13 protein-coding genes and 1 other annotated feature are annotated in these 18044 nt (G+C 35.4%); of the genes, 5 read left to right on the plus strand and 8 right to left on the minus strand.

Going from position 1 to position 18044, the window contains the following annotated elements; translation table 11 throughout:
- Window positions 1-585 precede the first annotated feature (585 nt).
- Both AC3WJF_RS06440 and tyrS read right to left on the minus strand, forming a co-directional pair.
- Window positions 586-906: a hypothetical protein gene (locus AC3WJF_RS06440; RefSeq protein WP_492450451.1), complete on the minus strand. Its 321-nt coding sequence runs from the start codon at window positions 904-906 to the stop codon at window positions 586-588.
- A 223-nt stretch (window positions 907-1129) separates the two neighbouring features.
- Complete coding sequence (gene tyrS / locus AC3WJF_RS06445) at window positions 1130-2392, minus strand: tyrosine--tRNA ligase (RefSeq protein WP_492450453.1); 1263 nt, start codon at window positions 2390-2392, stop codon at window positions 1130-1132.
- 44 nt (window positions 2393-2436) lie between these two features.
- Window positions 2437-2649 (minus strand) — a binding site (T-box leader).
- A gap of 246 nt (window positions 2650-2895) precedes the next feature.
- Between tyrS and AC3WJF_RS06450 the strand changes: the two genes are divergently transcribed.
- Window positions 2896-5718: a transglycosylase domain-containing protein gene (locus AC3WJF_RS06450; protein ID WP_492450455.1), complete on the plus strand. Its 2823-nt coding sequence runs from the start codon at window positions 2896-2898 to the stop codon at window positions 5716-5718.
- Window positions 5719-5908: 190 nt separating this feature from the next.
- Here AC3WJF_RS06450 and acsA read toward each other — a convergent pair whose 3' ends face one another.
- Entirely contained in the window at window positions 5909-7627 is a 1719-nt protein-coding gene (gene acsA, locus AC3WJF_RS06455) for an acetate--CoA ligase (RefSeq protein WP_492450457.1), read from the minus strand.
- 292 nt (window positions 7628-7919) lie between these two features.
- On the opposite strand from acsA, the gene AC3WJF_RS06460 reads away from it, so the two are divergent.
- Window positions 7920-8552 carry a GNAT family N-acetyltransferase gene (locus tag AC3WJF_RS06460; RefSeq protein WP_492450459.1) on the plus strand — a complete coding sequence of 211 codons (633 nt, stop codon included), beginning with the start codon at window positions 7920-7922 and terminating at the stop codon, window positions 8550-8552.
- A 200-nt stretch (window positions 8553-8752) separates the two neighbouring features.
- A complete protein-coding gene (locus tag AC3WJF_RS06465; protein ID WP_492450461.1) occupies window positions 8753-9907 on the plus strand; it encodes an acetoin utilization protein AcuC in 1155 nt (384 codons plus the stop codon).
- A 35-nt stretch (window positions 9908-9942) separates the two neighbouring features.
- Here the strand turns inward: AC3WJF_RS06465 and lepB are convergent, their stop codons facing one another.
- The 3 genes from lepB to AC3WJF_RS06480 form a co-directional block, all read right to left on the minus strand.
- Window positions 9943-10494 carry a signal peptidase I gene (gene lepB / locus AC3WJF_RS06470; RefSeq protein ID WP_492450463.1) on the minus strand — a complete coding sequence of 184 codons (552 nt, stop codon included), beginning with the start codon at window positions 10492-10494 and terminating at the stop codon, window positions 9943-9945.
- 233 nt (window positions 10495-10727) lie between these two features.
- A complete protein-coding gene (gene ccpA, locus AC3WJF_RS06475) occupies window positions 10728-11729 on the minus strand; it encodes a catabolite control protein A (RefSeq protein ID WP_492450465.1) in 1002 nt (333 codons plus the stop codon).
- A gap of 322 nt (window positions 11730-12051) precedes the next feature.
- Entirely contained in the window at window positions 12052-13128 is a 1077-nt protein-coding gene (locus tag AC3WJF_RS06480; RefSeq protein WP_492450467.1) for a bifunctional 3-deoxy-7-phosphoheptulonate synthase/chorismate mutase, read from the minus strand.
- Window positions 13129-13627: 499 nt separating this feature from the next.
- Here AC3WJF_RS06480 and AC3WJF_RS06485 point away from each other — a divergent pair, with 499 nt between their 5' ends.
- Window positions 13628-15790, plus strand: coding sequence for a cell division protein FtsA (locus AC3WJF_RS06485; RefSeq protein ID WP_492450469.1), 2163 nt, complete (start codon window positions 13628-13630; stop codon window positions 15788-15790).
- A 46-nt stretch (window positions 15791-15836) separates the two neighbouring features.
- Here AC3WJF_RS06485 and AC3WJF_RS06490 read toward each other — a convergent pair whose 3' ends face one another.
- Entirely contained in the window at window positions 15837-16181 is a 345-nt protein-coding gene (locus AC3WJF_RS06490) for a YtxH domain-containing protein (RefSeq protein ID WP_492450471.1), read from the minus strand.
- A 12-nt stretch (window positions 16182-16193) separates the two neighbouring features.
- Entirely contained in the window at window positions 16194-16682 is a 489-nt protein-coding gene (locus AC3WJF_RS06495; RefSeq protein ID WP_492450473.1) for a DUF948 domain-containing protein, read from the minus strand.
- Between the two features lie 234 nt (window positions 16683-16916).
- Here AC3WJF_RS06495 and AC3WJF_RS06500 point away from each other — a divergent pair, with 234 nt between their 5' ends.
- Window positions 16917-18032, plus strand: a complete 1116-nt coding sequence (locus AC3WJF_RS06500) for an aminopeptidase (RefSeq protein ID WP_492450475.1) — start codon at window positions 16917-16919, stop codon at window positions 18030-18032.
- Window positions 18033-18044: the final 12 nt, after the last annotated feature.

The following is an 18044-nucleotide window of genomic DNA, read 5'->3' on the forward strand; positions in this document are numbered from 1 at the left end:
TAGATGAATTATATCAAATTTAGGAATTATCTGAACAGTAGTAAACTCTGATAAGTGACAAAAAAAAGCACTCGTAAACTTTTAATCGTGTCTACTCTATAGAGTACATGTTAATTTTTCATTAATGGTTTTTTGGTTTTTTTATTACTTGAGTAAATGTTCTCAATATCTTTTATGAAGGACATTTACTTTTTGTTTTTACTGTATCTTGTCCTTCATCTACTTCATGAAGGACATTTTCCTTTTGCTTTTCCTGCTTCTTGTCCTTCATCTACTTCATGAAGGACATATTCCTTTTGCTTTTCCTGCATCTTGTCTTTCATCTACTTCATGAAGGACATTTTCCTTTTGCTTTTCCTGCATCTTGTCCTTCATCTACTTCATGAAGGACTCTATCATTATTTAAATAGCAATTGCAAAAACCCTAGAACCATTGTTGTAACAATGGTTTCTAGGGTTTTTGCAATTGGTTCATTTAGAGAGCTTTTAAAATATTAACAAACAGTATCCTATATTTAATATCTATATTCATCTGAATAGTAATTTGTTGTTTCATTGCTTGCCATTTACATCAACTCACATTGTTTAATTCTCTTCTGTAATTACCGTTGCATTATAAATTACTATTCTTTTACCATTTAAATCAAAAAGCACCTTATTCCCATATTCAGTGTCTTTAATATCAATTTTGCCTTTGTATTCTTTAATCAACTGCCCATTATTTCCATAAACTTTTACCGTTCTTTCTAAACCACCAGAGTTATTAGAATGAATGTTTTTTATGGTTCTTTCTCCAGCAGCTGTATTGAAATACCAAAATATGAGACTACCAATAATTAATATAATCACTACAAATATTCCAAGGCCGATCTTTGAAGAATTTTTATTTGCGGTATTATTACTCACCTAAATCTTCCCTCCTTTTCTATAGCATATTTTACGAATATTAATGAAAATAGTTTCAGTTGATATGTAGGTACAAAACTTTATGCTAATGGTTCTTCTTTAGTTTTTTTCACTTTTTGAGTATTTTTCCAATTGTATGTAAGAGATAAAAAATAATATAAAAAGCATAAAAGATTTCGATTTCAAAATCTTTTATGCTTTGCACTGAGTGGAATCATTTTAATTAAATGAATTTAATCAAGAAATATTTCTTTTTCCCTTTACGGATAACGGTAAATTCACCTTCAATACGGTCACTTTCTGCCAATACATAACCTACATCAGAATTACGTTCTCCATTTATATAGATCGCTCCATTTTGAATATCTTCACGAGCTTGACGTTTAGAAGGAACGATTTTTGCTTCCACTAGTAAATCAACAAGATTTAAATCGCTATCCTTTGAAATGTCAAAGGAAGGTACATCTTTAAAGCCTTGTTTGATTTCACTTGCAGTTAAGTTTTTGATATCCCCGCTGAAAAGCGCATCCGTGATTTTCAATGCTTGCTGCAAAGAGGCTTCACCATGAATTAGTCGTGTCATTTCCTCTGCAAGAGCTTTCTGAGCTTTACGCAAGTGCGGTTCCTCTTCTACAGATTTTGCTAATACTTCAATTTCCGCGTGAGATAAGAATGTAAAGTATTTTAAGTATTTCACTACATCTGCATCTGCAGTATTAATCCAGAATTGGTAGAACTCATATGGACTCGTTTTTTCTGGATCTAACCAAACAGTTCCGCTTTCCGTCTTACCGAATTTTGTTCCGTCTGCCTTAGTAACAAGCGGAATTGTTAAACCATAAGCTTTTGCACCCTCTTCTTCCACTTTCCGGATGAGCTCTAAACCAGTTGTGATATTGCCCCATTGATCACTTCCGCCAATTTGTAATTTACATTCATGGTTTTGGTATAAATGTAAAAAGTCAATGGCTTGTAAAATCGTATAAGTGAATTCTGTAAAAGATATTCCCGTCTCTAATCTGGATGAAATCGTATCTTTTGCCAGCATATAGTTGACACCAATGTATTTTCCGTAGTCACGCAAGAATGTAACTAAATCCATAGAACCTGCCCAATCATAATTATTTGTCATGATTGCTGCATTTTCGCCTTCAAACTGGAAAATTTGCTTAAGTTGCTTCTTGATACCTTCCACATTTTCTTGAACATTTTCAATAGTAAGCAGCTTTCTCTCTTCTTTTTTTCCACTTGGATCTCCGATTAATCCTGTTGCACCACCTACTAATACAATTGGACGATGCCCAGCCTGTTGAAAGCGACGTAATGTCAAGTATGGCAGTAAATGACCAATATGCATACTATCTGCGGTCGGATCGATTCCGCAGTAAAGGGAGATTTTATTTTCATCTAACGTTTTTTGTAAGCCTTCTTCATCTGTTTGCTGATAAACAATTCCTCGCCATTGTAAATCTTCTAACAAGTTCATCCAAATCACTCCTTTAAAAATAAAAAGTCCCTTCGTTTAAAAAACGAAGGGACGGAATATCCGTGGTACCACCCAACTTGAGAAAAAAATTCTCCACTCAAAAATTTTTAACGAAATTCATCCGTTTGCTGCTACTAATATTCACAGCAAAAGCTCCAGAATGTAATTCATCTTCTCTATATGTATCGGTTCACACCACCCACCGATTCTCTTAAAACAGGGATAGAAAGACTACTTTATTCCTTCAAAGCACTTCATAATAAATTATTAATAAAACTTAATACATTTTAAACATACTCACGAATCAATGTCAAATCCTTTTTTGATACTTACTTTAAATTTTTGAATTTCCAAATCAAATTATTAATATTAACAACAAATTAGTTTGCATTCTTCCATTTCTAAAGGAAATTCTAAACATAACAAATAAGTTAAATTTACGGTAATCTACTAATTCCTTTCCTTGCTTATGCTATAATGAAGGTGATTTTGGGGGGATATGGATGAAAGAAAAGATAGAGATATTGAAGAAAATGTATGAAAAGTTTTTTTCGTTTTTGCAAAATGACAAACTGCTAAGACGGACACGAATTACACATGGGGTTATCTGGAATCTACTCCTTCTTTTTATGATTGTTGCAATCATTGGATTATCCTTTGCAGGCGGAGTAGGTGCCGGTTATTTTGCCTCCTTAGTAAAGGACGAACCCATTCGTACTTATGCTGAAATGAAGAAGGAAATTTATGATGATAACCAAACATCTAAAATTTATTTCGCAAACAATGTGTATTTAGGTAAAATGCGGACAGATTTAGAACATGAAGAGGTATCCATCGGACAAGTTTCCGACTATTTAATTAAGGGATTAATCGCAACGGAGGATCAATACTTTTATCAACATCATGGGATTGTACCGAAAGCACTCCTTCGTGCCATTATTCAAGAGATGACAAATTCCTCCGTGCAAACAGGTGGAAGTACATTAACCCAACAAATTGTTAAAAATCAAATTTTAACAAACGAAGTTTCCTTTGATCGAAAAGCAAAGGAAGTCTTATTAGCATTAAGATTAGAAAAGTTCTTTTCAAAAAATCAGATTTTAGATGCTTATCTAAACGACTCTACATTTGGCCGAAATTCATCTGGTCAAAATATTGCTGGTGTTCAAAGTGCAGCGAAAGGAATTTTCGGAGTAAGTGCAAAGGATTTAAATCTACCACAATCCGCCTTTATTGCTGGTTTGCCGCAAAGTCCATTTGGTTATACACCATTTACAAATCAAGGAACGTTAAAGAAAAACTTACAACCTGGAATTGATCGAATGAAAACGGTTTTAAGCCGTATGCACGATAATGGTTATATAAATGATAAAGAATATCAAGATGCCCTTCAATATGATATCAAAAAGGATTTTATTGCTTCCGTAAAAAGTCCAAGGGAAAAATATCCGTGGCTGACAGATGAAATCGAAAAAAGAGCGATTGGTATCATTGCGATTATTTTAGCTCAAAAAAATGGACATTCCGAATCCGATTTACAAAATAATAAGGCATTAAATGATAAATATGTAACACTAGCAAATCGAAATATACGTCAAAATGGATATCAAATTCATACGACAGTAATAAAAGATATATATGATAAAATGCAAAAAGCAAAAAATGAATTTAATGGGTATGGGCCAATCAATACCGTTACCTATACAGACCCTAAAACAGGAAAAGAAAAAAGCAGAATAGAGCCCGTCCAAATTGGTGCGATGCTGATTGAAAATAGCACAGGTAAGATATTAAGCTTTGTTGGCGGACGTGATTTTAAGCTTGAACAATTAAACCATGCAACACAAGCAAAACGCCCAAATGGATCGACTATGAAACCATTGTTAGTATATGGACCGTCCCTTGAGCTTGGAAAAATATCTCCCGGAAGTATGATTGCCGATACAAAATTCTCTATTAAGTCTGGCGGTAAAGAATGGAGTCCAGAAAACTATACGGTCGGAAAAGAATATGGACTTGTAACGGCAAGACAAGCGTTAGCCAATTCCTATAATATTTCTGCAGCGAAAACGTATTTAAATATTATGAATCAAAGGCCAGCTGATTATTTAAAGAAAATGGGCATTACAAGCCTAACAGATGGTGATTATTATAATCCTTCGCTATCACTTGGGGGAATTACTAATGGAGTTACGGTTGAGGAAAATGTTAATGCATATGCCACATTTGCCAATGGCGGCCAGTTTGTAGACGCTTATTTAATTGATAAAATTGTCGACAAGAATGGAAAAACGATTTACAAGCATAAGTCAAAACCAGTGCCAGTTTTCAGTCCGCAAACGTCTTATTTAACTATTGATATGATGAGAGATGTATTAAGTTACGGTACAGCAGTATCTGTTAAAGGAATGCTTAAGTTTTCAGCAGACTGGGCTGGAAAAACAGGTACTACTCAAGATTGGAAAGATGCATGGTTTGTTGCTACGAATCCAAATGTTACGTTCGGAACATGGATTGGCTATGACACTCCAAGTGATTTAAGAGCAGTAAACTATCCAAGTTATAGCATAAGAAATTTACAAATATGGAGCAAACTAATGAATGCTGCTTATGATGTTAAACCAGGCTTAATTGCTCCTAAAGAACGTTTTAGTATGCCTAGTGGGATAGTAAAAAAATCATATTGTGCTATTTCCGGGAATTTACCATCTAGAGCATGTTCGAATGCAGGTCTTATACGATCTGATTTGTTTAATGCGAAATTTGCTCCGACAAAGATAGATGACAGCTTACTGGAAGGTAAATATGTAACAATCAAAGGCAAAAACTATTTAGCCTTAAGTTCAACACCAGCTGAATTCGCTAAATCTGGATTTTTACTAAATCCAGACTTTATAAAAGAAATTGGTGCGAATCAATTGAAAGATTTGAAAAAGCTAATACCTAATAATCCACTTTGGAGTAAAATTCTCGTTCCAGATGATCGAATAACGGATGATGGGAAACCACCATTACCTGTAAAAGTAACGAGAGAAGGAAATCTTATCAAATGGACAGTGTCACCTAGCTCGGATGTTGTTGGCTATCGAGTATATAGTGAAGATGGGAAGAAGCTAACATCTGTTAGCAGTGGTTCCACTTTATCTTATTACACAAATAATGCACAAGTATATGTTGTAGCAGTAGATGTTGCAGGTAATGAATCAATCCATTCTAACATTATTCAGATTGGAAATAAGAATCCTGAAGATGATCAAAAAGATACAGGGCCAGATGGAAAGAAGAAGGATAACGAGGATTTAGATATAATTGATCTAAACCATTAATGTATAGCGAAAGGAAAGCCCGCACCATAAAAGGTGCGGGCTTTCCACTATCTAGAGGTTAAGGAAGTATAAGATTATTACCTTATGTTTTATTTAACATGTTTAACCCTGTCTAGCTCCAGGTGAAATTTGCACTACAATTTCAATAGCGCCTATCGGCTAGCGGATGAGAAAGGAGCTTCCACTTTCCTTAATCTTCCATTGTAGATAAATCACCAACAGGCAAATCAAGTTCCCAAGCCTTTAGGACTCGGCGCATAATTTTTCCACTTCTTGTTTTTGGAAGCTTGTCACGGAACTCTATTTCTCTTGGCGCAGCATGGGCAGCGAAACCTCTTTTGACAAATTGGCGAATCTCTTCTTTTAATTCATCAGACGCTTCATACCCCTCTATTAATGCAACAAAAGCCTTAATGATTTCACCGCGTACAGGGTCAGGCTTGCCTATTACTCCTGCCTCTGCAACAGCTGGATGCTCTAATAATTTGCTTTCCACTTCAAATGGACCGACACGTTCACCAGCAGTCATGATGACATCATCCACGCGTCCTTGAAACCAGAAATACCCCTCTTCATCCATATATGCTGAATCACCTGATACATACCAGCCGTTTGGAAAGAAGTACGAATCATATTTAGCTTGATTGTTCCAAATCGTATACATCATTGATGGCCAACCACGTTTAATGGCAAGATTGCCCATACGATTTGGAGGAAGAACATTGCCTTGGTCATCCACAATCGCTGCTTCCACACCAGGGATAGGTTTTCCCATAGAACCTGGCTTTATATCCATAGTAGGATAATTACAAATTAAATGTGCACCTGTTTCGGTCATCCACCATGTGTCATGAATACGATGATTGAATACCTTCATTCCCCAGCGAATAACCTCTGGATTAAGCGGTTCACCAACACTTAAAATATGACGAAGAGACGAAAGATCATATTTTTTAATAACCTCATCGCCGGCACCCATTAACATCCTAAAAGAAGTTGGTGCACTGTACCAAACCGTAACACCAAATTCCTCAATTGTCCTATACCATGCATCAGGGCTAAAGCGTCCACCAATGATGACATTGGATGCTCCCGTCAACCAAGGACCGAACATTCCGTAAGATGTTCCAGTCACCCATCCCGGGTCGGCTGTGCACCAATAAATATCCTCTTCCTGTAAATCTAATACCCATTTAGCAGTTTGATACTGTTGGATCATGGCATTATGGACATGAAGCACACCTTTTGGTTTACCAGTAGAACCTGAAGTATAATGTAGGATCAAACCATCATTCCTATCTACCCACTCAATCTCTAGCTTCGAGGATGCTTTATCTAAGTGCTTTAGAAAATCTACATATTTTCCTTCTTCCTTAACATCTGATCCAACTAAAAAGATTGTTTTTAAAGCCGGTAATCTATCAACTGGAACACGATCCAATAATTCAGGAGTTGTCACTAATACCTTTGCTTCACTATCTTCTAAACGATCTTTAACAGCACCTTCCATAAATGCTTCAAACAATGGGCCAACTATGGCTCCAAGCTTAATTGCTCCTAGTGCCGCAAAATAAAACTCAGGCGATCTTGGCATAAAAACAAAAACTCTATCCCCTTTTTCAACATCACCATATGATTTAAAAACGTTTCCTGCTTTATTTGTGTATTCTTTCAGTTCCTTGAATGTATACTTTTCTTTTCTTGAATCATTTCGGTAATATAGCGCTACTTTGTTTTTACGAAACGATTCTGCATGACGATCAATCGCTTCATAAGCTATATTCACCTTGCCTGTTTCAGCCCATGAAAATGACTTTTCTGCTTTCTTCCAATCAAAGGCATTGTATGTTTCTTCATAGTCTTGAAGATTATATGTTCCCTTAATTGCTGGTAACGCTTCTACTTTCATGCTTACAACCCCTTTTCCAAGATAAGAAAGTTCAATATTCAATATTAAACTTATTAAATAATCTTTTTCTTGAATCCATAAACATTATTAAAATAATTTTCACACAATTATTATAATATAAAATTTCTAATATCTCAATTTTTTTAGGCTGGAACGTATCTATGAAAATGTTATAATATATAGGGTTCAATTAAATGAAAACGCTTACCTTTTGAAATATTAAAAGTCTTTTTTATATAATTATGATAATTATGTATAATAATAAATAACTATTTAGCGGGTGAATTACTAAATGGAACATAAAAAAATTTATAATGCTATGGAACTTAAAACTGCACATGGAAATATAATCATCGAAGGGCCAATTTCTTCTAAACAACTTACAAACTTAGAATTCCATAAAGATTTAGTCGCTTTTCGCCCCTCTTCCCTGCAGCACAAAGCTTTAATCGAAATTGCAGATTTGGCTGAGGGCAGGATCATCATCGCTAGAGAGCATGAAACAGTAATTGGCTATGTTACCTTTCTCTACCCAGATCCTTTAGAGCGCTGGTCAGAAGGAAAAATGAGTAATTTAATAGAGTTGGGGGCAATTGAAGTAATCCCTAAATATAGAGGCGCATCAGTTGGAAAAAGCTTATTAAGAGTTTCGATGATGGATGATTATATGGAAAATTATATTACAATTACAACAGAATATTATTGGCATTGGGATTTGAAAGGAACGGGGCTCAGTGTTTGGGAATATCGTAAGGTAATGGAAAAAATGATGAAAGCAGGCGGGCTAGAATGGTTTGCAACGGATGACCCTGAAATATGCTCGCATCCTGCCAATTGTTTAATGGTGAAAATAGGTAAAAACGTGAACCAAGATTCCCTCCAGCAATTTGATCGTATTAGATTTAAAAATCGATTTATGTATTAGAAAAGTCTCTTTTCTTAAACTTTGATCCTTTTGAGGTGAAAACTTGTAAACTTCCTTATTCGTGGAAGAATGACTAACCTTTTTAAGAAAAGATGCGCTGGAACTAATGCTACATTAGAATTTAAATCAATTTACGAAGAGTTAAATACTATATGAAAACAGTCTAGCAACATTACTATAAACTATCCGGGAGTTTAAATATGACTAAAGATGCCGTATTTATTTATTCAAATGAACTTCTTTCTTATCGTTTTTCTAATAACCATCCTTTCAACCAGATGCGCATCAAATTAACTTTGGATTTATTAACAGAAATGAAGGCGATTGAAAGTTCAGATATTATTATACCTCGCGTTGCTACAGATGAAGAGCTTTCCTTAAATCATGATCCATCTTACATAGCTGCTGTAAAAAATGCTGGAAATAATCAATTATCACGTGAAAAAGCCGAAAACTTTGGGTTAGGGACAGAAGATACACCAATATTTGAAAATATGCACCTGGCAAGCGCATTATCAGTAGGTGGAACATTGACAGCAGTTGATGAAGTGATGTCAGGCAGATATTCACATGCCTTGCATTTAGGTGGCGGGTTACACCATGGTTTTCGCGGAAAGGCATCAGGATTTTGTGTATATAATGATTGTTCCGTTGCTCTTAAATATTTGCATGATAAATATAATGCTAGAGTTCTATACATTGATACAGATGCACATCATGGAGACGGGGTACAATGGTCATTTTATGATGACGAAAATGTTTGTACTATTTCTATACATGAGACTGGCCGATACTTATTTCCGTGGACTGGTAATGCAAACGAATGGGGAATTGGTAAGGGCTATGGATATTCCTATAATATTCCTTTAGATGCATTTACAGAAGATGAGTCTTGGCTTGAGTGCTATACCACTGCTGTAAAAGAAATTGCTGAGTATTTTAAGCCAGATGTCATCCTGACTCAAAATGGGGCTGATGCTCATTATTATGACCCACTTACTCACTTATCTGCAACGATGAAAATTTATCGTGAAATACCAAAGCTAGCCCATGAGCTGGCACATCAATATTGTAATGGTAAATGGATTGCAGTTGGCGGAGGTGGTTATGATATATGGCGTGTTGTACCAAGAGCATGGTCTTATATTTGGCTCGAAATGACAAATAACACGAACATTGAAAATACACTTCCGAAAGCTTGGCTAGAAAGGTGGCAGCCAAAATCGCGCGTTTCATTAATATCAACATGGGATGATCCTGATAACATGTATGGGCCAATTCCAAGAAAAAAAGAAATTACAGAAAAAAACAGAAAAACACTGGAGAAGGCTTTACATATGATAAGGAGTAAATAAAAAACAAGACCCGTTTGGTCTTGTTTTCATCATTATTATTTATAAACATCTAGCTCATTTAGAGGCCAGAATCGAATTTTTACTTTCCCAACTACTGATTTCATTGGGACAAATCCAAAGATACGGCTATCCTTGCTTATTCCGCGATTATCACCTAATACAAATAAATATCCTTTTGGAACGACTTTAGCATCCGTTGGTGGATCTTGCAGAGAAAAATCTCCAGTTAATTTTTGCATTGGCGGAAGCGCGCTTTTATATTGCTTAAGATACGATTCATTATATGCTTTTCCATTAACATACAATACATCATTTTTCATTTTAACTGAATCACCTGGAAGTCCGATAACTCTTTTTACATAATCCTCGTTTGCATCAGGTGCATGAAAGACAATTACATCAAATCGCTCAATCTTACTTAATTTACTTACAATAATCCTGTTCTCATCCTGAAGATTTGGCATCATTGATTGCCCTACCACTATAGATGGTACAAAAATAAAGTATCTGCAAACAAATACGATTATTCCTGCGAATATAATGGATTTAATCCATGAGTATACTTCCTTCTTCGTCTCTTTTTTCATTTTATTACCATCCTTTTAATATGGCTCTTTTCTTAAATTTTATTGCTTTTGAAAAAGAAAATCTTATTAGCTTTTTTATTCGATTCAAGAATGGATATCCTTTTTAAGAAAAGATGCCCCGTTCTTAAGTCTAATATAGGATTATAAACAAATTACGAAAAACAACAATCTATACGAAAACAAACATTAATATTCATCCAAGCATAAGTAATACTTATATAAATTCAAAAAACTTACTCAGTGGTTGAACTACGGTGTTCAATTCTATGTGGAAGAATAACGATATTTTCAGACACCTTTTCTTTATTCATATATTTAGTTAGTAGCCTCATTGCAACTGCTCCGATATCGTACAATGGCTGGACAACCGATGTTAATTGTGGACGAACCATTAGTGCTAATCGAGTATTATCTGATGTGATAACTTCTAATTGTTCAGGAATAACAATTCCATCATCTTGTGCACCATGAACAACTCCAAGTGCCATTTCGTCATTTCCGGCAAAAATAGCTGTAGGCTTCGTTTGTAGTTCACTTAATTTTTGCCAAGCTTCAATCCCGGAATCATACGTATAATCACCTTCGATCACAAGATCCTCATTAAACGTTATGCCTGCATTTTGAAGTGCTTCTTTATACCCTTTAAGCTTTAGTTCCCTGTTAATTGGATCATGAAGTGGTCCAATAACCATAGCAATATTCTTATGACCTTTATTGATGAATTCATCAATTGCATCATAGGCAGCTTGTTTATAATCAATATTGACCGAAGGAACTTTATTGAATGGCTCGATGGATCCAGCTAAAACAATCGGGACCGGTGAACGTTCAAATTCCAAAACATGCTCATTTGTAATATTACCACCCATAAAGACAATACCGTCCACTTGTTTTCCAAGCATCGTATTTAGTAAATGCAATTCCTTTTCTTTATTTTGGTCAGAATTACTTAATATAATATTATAGTTATACATCGTCGCAATATCTTCGATGCCGCGTGCCAATTCAGCAAAGAAAATATTCGATATATCCGGAATAATAACTCCAACGGTCGTTGTTTTCTTACTTGCTAATCCACGTGCTACCGCATTTGGACGATAACCAAGTCTTTCGATAACTTCTAATACTTTTTTTCTGGTTGCCGGTTTCACATTCGGATTACCATTCACTACCCTTGAAACAGTTGCCATTGACACATTCGCTTCTCTAGCAACATCGTATATTGTAATATTCATTTTTCTTCACTCCAATTTTACACTTCTATGTACTATTTTATTAGTATTTTCATTTCTTTTCTATTTTACCAAACAGTATGTAACTAAAAAAATTAACTTAGAACAATCATACGATACATGCTCATATCCTGCAATGAATTACACCATTTTAACAACAAACTATTACTATTTTCCCAAAAAGAAATTCGCCTGCTCTTATTAAGCTATAGAAATGTTGACCACCCTACTCTTTACGCAGTTATTCCCATATCTAAAGCTTGTTCAAAGTCGATATACAACACAATTTAAAATTATATAAAAAAACCCCGACAGATCTCCGGGGTTAGACTCTTGCTGGTTGTGATGCTAGCAATTCTCGATAAAATGTATCAAACTGTTGTAAATCCATTTGCTGTGCCGCATCAGATAATGCAACTGCGGGATCTGGATGCACCTCTGCCATTACCCCATCAGCCCCAATAGCTAGTGCCGCTTTTGCGGCTGGAAGAAGCAAATCTCTTCTTCCAGTAGAATGTGTTACATCCACAAACACTGGTAGATGTGTCTCTTGCTTTAATATTGGAACTGCAGTAATGTCCAATGTATTCCGCGTCGCTTTTTCATATGTACGAATGCCACGCTCGCATAGGATAATTTGTCCATTTCCTTGTGACATAATATACTCGGCTGCATGGATAAATTCATCGAGTGTCGCAGCGAGTCCCCTTTTCAATAATACCGGTTTATTTATAGATCCAGCAGCTTTTAACAGTTCGAAGTTTTGCATATTTCGTGCACCTATCTGGATAACGTCAATGTAACTTGCCGCCTTTTCAATATCTGCAGGTGTTACAATTTCACTTATTACTGCCAAATCAAATTCATCGGCTATTTGCTTTAAGATTTTTAATCCTTCAATCCCCAACCCTTGGAAATCATACGGTGAGGTACGCGGCTTAAATGCCCCGCCTCTAAGTAATTTAAGCCCCTTATCCTTAACTGACTTAGCTACCTCCGCAACCTGCTCATAAGACTCAACCGCGCAAGGTCCAAATACGAAATGCGGTTTCCCATCACCAACCGTTTCACCTTTTATTGAAACAATTGTATTTTCTGGTTGTTTTCTGCGAGAAACAAGCAATGCCTTTTGTTGATTCTCTTGTTGGAGATCTAGCCCAGCTTTAAAGATTTCTTTAAAAATATGTTCAATGGTTGCAGTGTCAAATGGGCCATCATTATACTCTTTTATAATATTTAGCATTTTTCTTTCACGAACTGGATCAAATCGATTCACACCCTGCGTTTCTTTAACTCGTCCAATTTCCTGAACTAAATGGCCTCTTTCATTAATTAACTCTAATAATTTTAAATTTATATCTTCCACCTGTTTGCGTAAATCGTTTAGCTCTTGATTCCCCATTACTGACATCCCTTCTTTTAGTAATACAGTTTAAGCACTTTATCAGTATGAAGGTATACTATTTACACCTTCAGAAACGTTTTTTTCATTTGCGTAGTTAAAGACATTTTGACTTTATCAAATATGTGATATCAAGACAGACTCCAATTGTGTTTTAAAATTTTTAACTATATGTTACATTTTAGATAGAAAATACTTTCGTTACTAACAGCTGTTTTCGCTCCTATGAGTTGTTTATCGTAATTGTTATAAATCCAAATTAGACTAAAGAACGGGACATCTTTTCTTAAAAAGGAATAGCCATACTTATATCAAATAAGGAAGGTTATAAGTTTTTCCTTACAAAAACAACAAAGTTTATGAAAAGAGCCTTTAAAAACATATATTAGGATTCATTATAATCCAATGATGTATAAATGTCACTAAAATCACCTTTAATATTTAAACGCGTTTAAGTGTTAAAGTGTTTTATAAATTTTAAACAAGAAGGTGTATCATCTTGCAAGAAAAGAAGAAAATATTTGCTTTAGACATCGGTACACGTTCAGTGGTTGGAATCATTTTAGAAGAAAACAACAAACAATACAATGTCTCCGATATCTTTGTAAAAGAACACGTGGAAAGAGCAATGTTGGACGGACAAATTCATGATGTTGTTTCCGTTTCCAAAATCATTCGCGATGTAAAAGAGGAAATGGAAAAAAGGCATGGGGTATTAACAAAAGTTTGTGTTGCTGCTGCAGGTCGCGCTTTAAAGACAGAAAAAGCAAAGGTGTCCATAGCAATCAAGGGAAAACCAATTATTACAAAGGAAGATGTTTTGCATCTTGAATTAAGTGCCGTTCAAAAAGCACAAAGTATTGCCGCAGAAAAAAATTCTATAGAGAAAAGTCGAAACTACTATTGCGTAGGATATTCCGTTTTCCAATATCAATTGGATGGAGATGAAATTGGCAGTTTAATCGACCAACAAGGGGAGGAAGCATCCGTAGAAATTATTGCTACCTTCTTGCCTAGAGTAGTTGTCGAATCATTGATTTCTGCATTACAACGTGCAGATTTAGAGATGGATGCACTGACTTTAGAGCCAATTGCTGCTATTAATGTGCTTATCCCAGCTTCAATGAGAAGATTAAATGTAGCACTTGTTGATATTGGAGCAGGAACGTCCGATATTGCTTTAACAGAATGGGGAACAGTCACGGCTTATGGGATGGTACCTGTAGCTGGTGATGAAATTACAGAGGCAATTAGCGACCAACTACTGCTTGATTTTTCTCTCGCAGAAAAGGCAAAAAGAGATCTATTACATAATGATTCTATTGTAGTGGAAGATATATTAGGATTTGAAACAGAAATAGATAGAGAAACTGTTGTAAAGCAGATAGAATACGCTATCCACCGCCTAGCTGATGCGATATCAACGGAAATAATGCAGTTGAATAATGGCAGGGCACCAAAAGCTGTAATGCTCGTAGGAGGAGGAAGTCTTACTCCAGAATTGCCTAAAAAAATAGCGGCCTGTTTGCAGCTACCGGAAAATCGGGTAGCCATCCGAGATTCAAGCGCAATCCAAGGACTTATTCTTTCGGAAAAAATTCCAGTAGGACCAGAATTTATTACACCGATTGGAATTGCCATTGCTGCTACTCTTACTCCTGTTCATTATGTTACCATTTATGTAAATAATCAGCCAGTCCGTTTTTTCGAAGTAAAGCAATTGACCATTGGTGATTGTTTACTTGCATCAGGCACAAAAGTAAGTTCTTTACACGGGAAACCTGGAATGGCAATAATAATTACCTTAAATGGACAGCAGATTACCATACCTGGGGCACATGGGCAACCACCACTTATTAAAAAAAATGGCGTAGTGTGTAGTCTGGACGAACCAATCCAAAATGGTGATGAAATTATTGCTATAAAAGGAATGGATGGACATTCACCGCAAGTGAAAATTGCACAGTTTTTAGACGATATCCCGGCGAAAACTGTATATATTAATGAAAAAAAACACGAAATTACATCAATCGTTAAAAAGAATGGTAGTTCTGCAACTTCGGATGAGCTTCTTGAAGATCGCGATTCTCTAGTGGTAGAATTCCCCGAAACGATCGAGGAATTGCTAAAAACTACAAAGCAAGATCAGCTACTAGCTGATTTACAGCCATTTAGAATTCGTTTAAACGGCAAGGAAACATTTTTACTTGCTTTCTCTAGTAAATTAGTAATAAATGAAAAAGGAGCAAAGCTTTCGCAAGCATTCCAAAACAATGATCGTATTCAAGTAATATCTAGCTCCCTTAACACGATTAAGCAGCTAGCAGACATAAAGAACATTCTTTTAAACTACCATATACATGTGTTTTTTAATGATAGAAATGTAACGATGATGAAACCGAGAACAGAATGGTATCGAAATAAAGAAAAACTAACAGAAACGGATATTGTTTCTCACGGCGATGTTATTGAAATGAAAATGATTGAAATGGAACCGTTTATTTTCCAAGATATCTTTCGTCATGTTGAAATTGATATTCCAAAAGAAAGTTCAGGAAAATTCCACTTAGTGAAAAATGGAGAAGAAACAACATTCTATGAAACGGTTATTGATGGAGACAAATTAGAAATTATTTGGGAGCATGTAATCCGACAAAAATAAAAACAAGCAAGGATTTTTCTTTGCTTGTTTTTTTGTTTTATATTCTTTATTTTGTAACTTTATCCGTTAGAATCTTTGATTTTTCTTTTACTGATTCGGCAATATTATTTCCTTTTTCCATCGTTAAATCTCGTAACTTAGTTGAAGTTTCCTTTGTTGCAGCGATAAGTTCGTTTCCCTTTTCTGTCGCCATCATTTTAAGTTGGTTACTTCTATTTAATAATGAATCAACTTGTTCAGATAAATCGTTGCGAATTTCTTTTCCCGATTTTGGAGTCAATAATAATGCTGTAGCCGCACCTACTATACCGCCAATAATAGCACCAACTAAAAAAGTCTTTGTATCTACATTTTCATGGACTTCACTTCTGTTCATTTCAGTCTTTTCCATCGCAAGTTCCTCCTATTCACTTCTTACTCTTTTTACTTCCCTTAGTTCCATATCTGCTTGATCATCAAAGGTCATAGACTCTCTTTTACTTTCTTTTTTCTCCAACCATTTATCTCTTAATTCTTTAATAACAGAACCCCATTGTAAAACCTGAGCAATTTTATCCTGATTATTCACTACTTGTGTGGAAAGGCTTGATGAAACCTTTCGAATAGACCCATTAAATTCTTTAATGGTTGTGCCGACATCTTGAACCGCATAAACAACACTATTTAGTTTTTCTGATTTCATTTGAATGTCTTCCGCAAGTTCATTTGTTTTATGTAATAATGAAGTTGTTTCAGTCGTAATCCCTTGTAATTGTCCTTCTAAGTCTTCCATCGTCTTAGAAACACGATCCAATGTTCCTTTCATCGAGTTCAACGTTTTTGTGAGACTGATGACAAGCACTAAAAATGCCACCGCTATTAATGCAACACTTAAATAAAGAATGATAATCATTTGAAAACCTCCAGTTAACTAAACAATTCCCCAATTACGGACAACGTAAACATAAATTTGCCAATCTTCTTTCATTTAACAAACGCCCTAATTTGAGAAGTCTTTTTCTTCTATTTTCTCATATTCGTGTTCTTTCGCCAAATATAAAATTATTTAGACTTTTAAATCGGGCAAGATATGATATTTTGGGTTACAATAAAATAGTATGTAAACTTTTTATTGGAGGAGTTCAGCATGAAAGATCCGCGCATTGAAAAACTGGCGAAAAATTTAATTAACTATTCTGTTCAATTAAAGCCTGGTGAGAAAGTACTCATTGAGAATTTTGGATTACAACGTGAATTAGTAGTAGCACTTGTCAAAGAGGCATATGCAGCAGGAGGATATCCTTTTGTTTCTTTAAAGGACCAACAGGTTGATCGTGCACTATTAATGGGAGCAGTACAAGAGCAGTACGATATGAAGGCAGACTTTGAAGCAAATGTCATGAAGAATATGGATGCTTATATTGGACTTCGTTCTGGTGACAACATTAACGAGCATGCAGATGTTCCAGATGAGAAAATGAAAATTTCGGGAAGTACGGTTGGTAAGAAAGTACATTCTGAAATTCGAGTGCCGAAAACAAAATGGGTCGTACTTCGTTATCCAAATTCTTCAATGGCACAATTGGCAAAAATGAGTACAGAGTCATTTGAAGAATTTTACTACGATGTATGTAATTTGGATTACAGCAAGATGGACAAAGCAATGGATTCATTAGTGGAATTAATGAATAAAACAGATAAAGTAAGACTTGTTAGCCCTGGAACAGATCTAACTTTTTCCATCAAGGATATACCGGCAATTAAGTGTGCTGGCCACCTTAATATACCAGATGGAGAGGTTTACACAGCACCTGTTCGAAACTCTGTTAATGGTACCCTTACATATAATACACCGTCCCCTTATCAAGGCTTTACGTTTGAAAATGTGAAGCTTACATTTAAAGATGGAAAAATTGTCGAAGCAACAGCAAACGATACAGAAAGAATTAACAAAATTTTCGATACGGATGAAGGAGCAAGATATATTGGTGAGTTTGCCATTGGAGTTAATCCATATATCCTTCACCCAATGCAGGATATTTTGTTCGATGAAAAAATCGCCGGAAGCATTCACTTCACACCTGGCCAATGCTATGATGTAGCACCAAACGGAAATGATTCTAATATTCATTGGGATATGGTATTAATTCAACGTCCGGAATATGGCGGCGGAGAAATATATTTTGATGATGTACTAATTCGAAAAGATGGACTTTTTGTATTACCTGAATTAGAATGCTTGAATCCGGATAAATTGAAATAAAAAAAAGGCTGC

It is taken from the genome of Heyndrickxia sp. FW510-T9 (assembly GCF_058781025.1).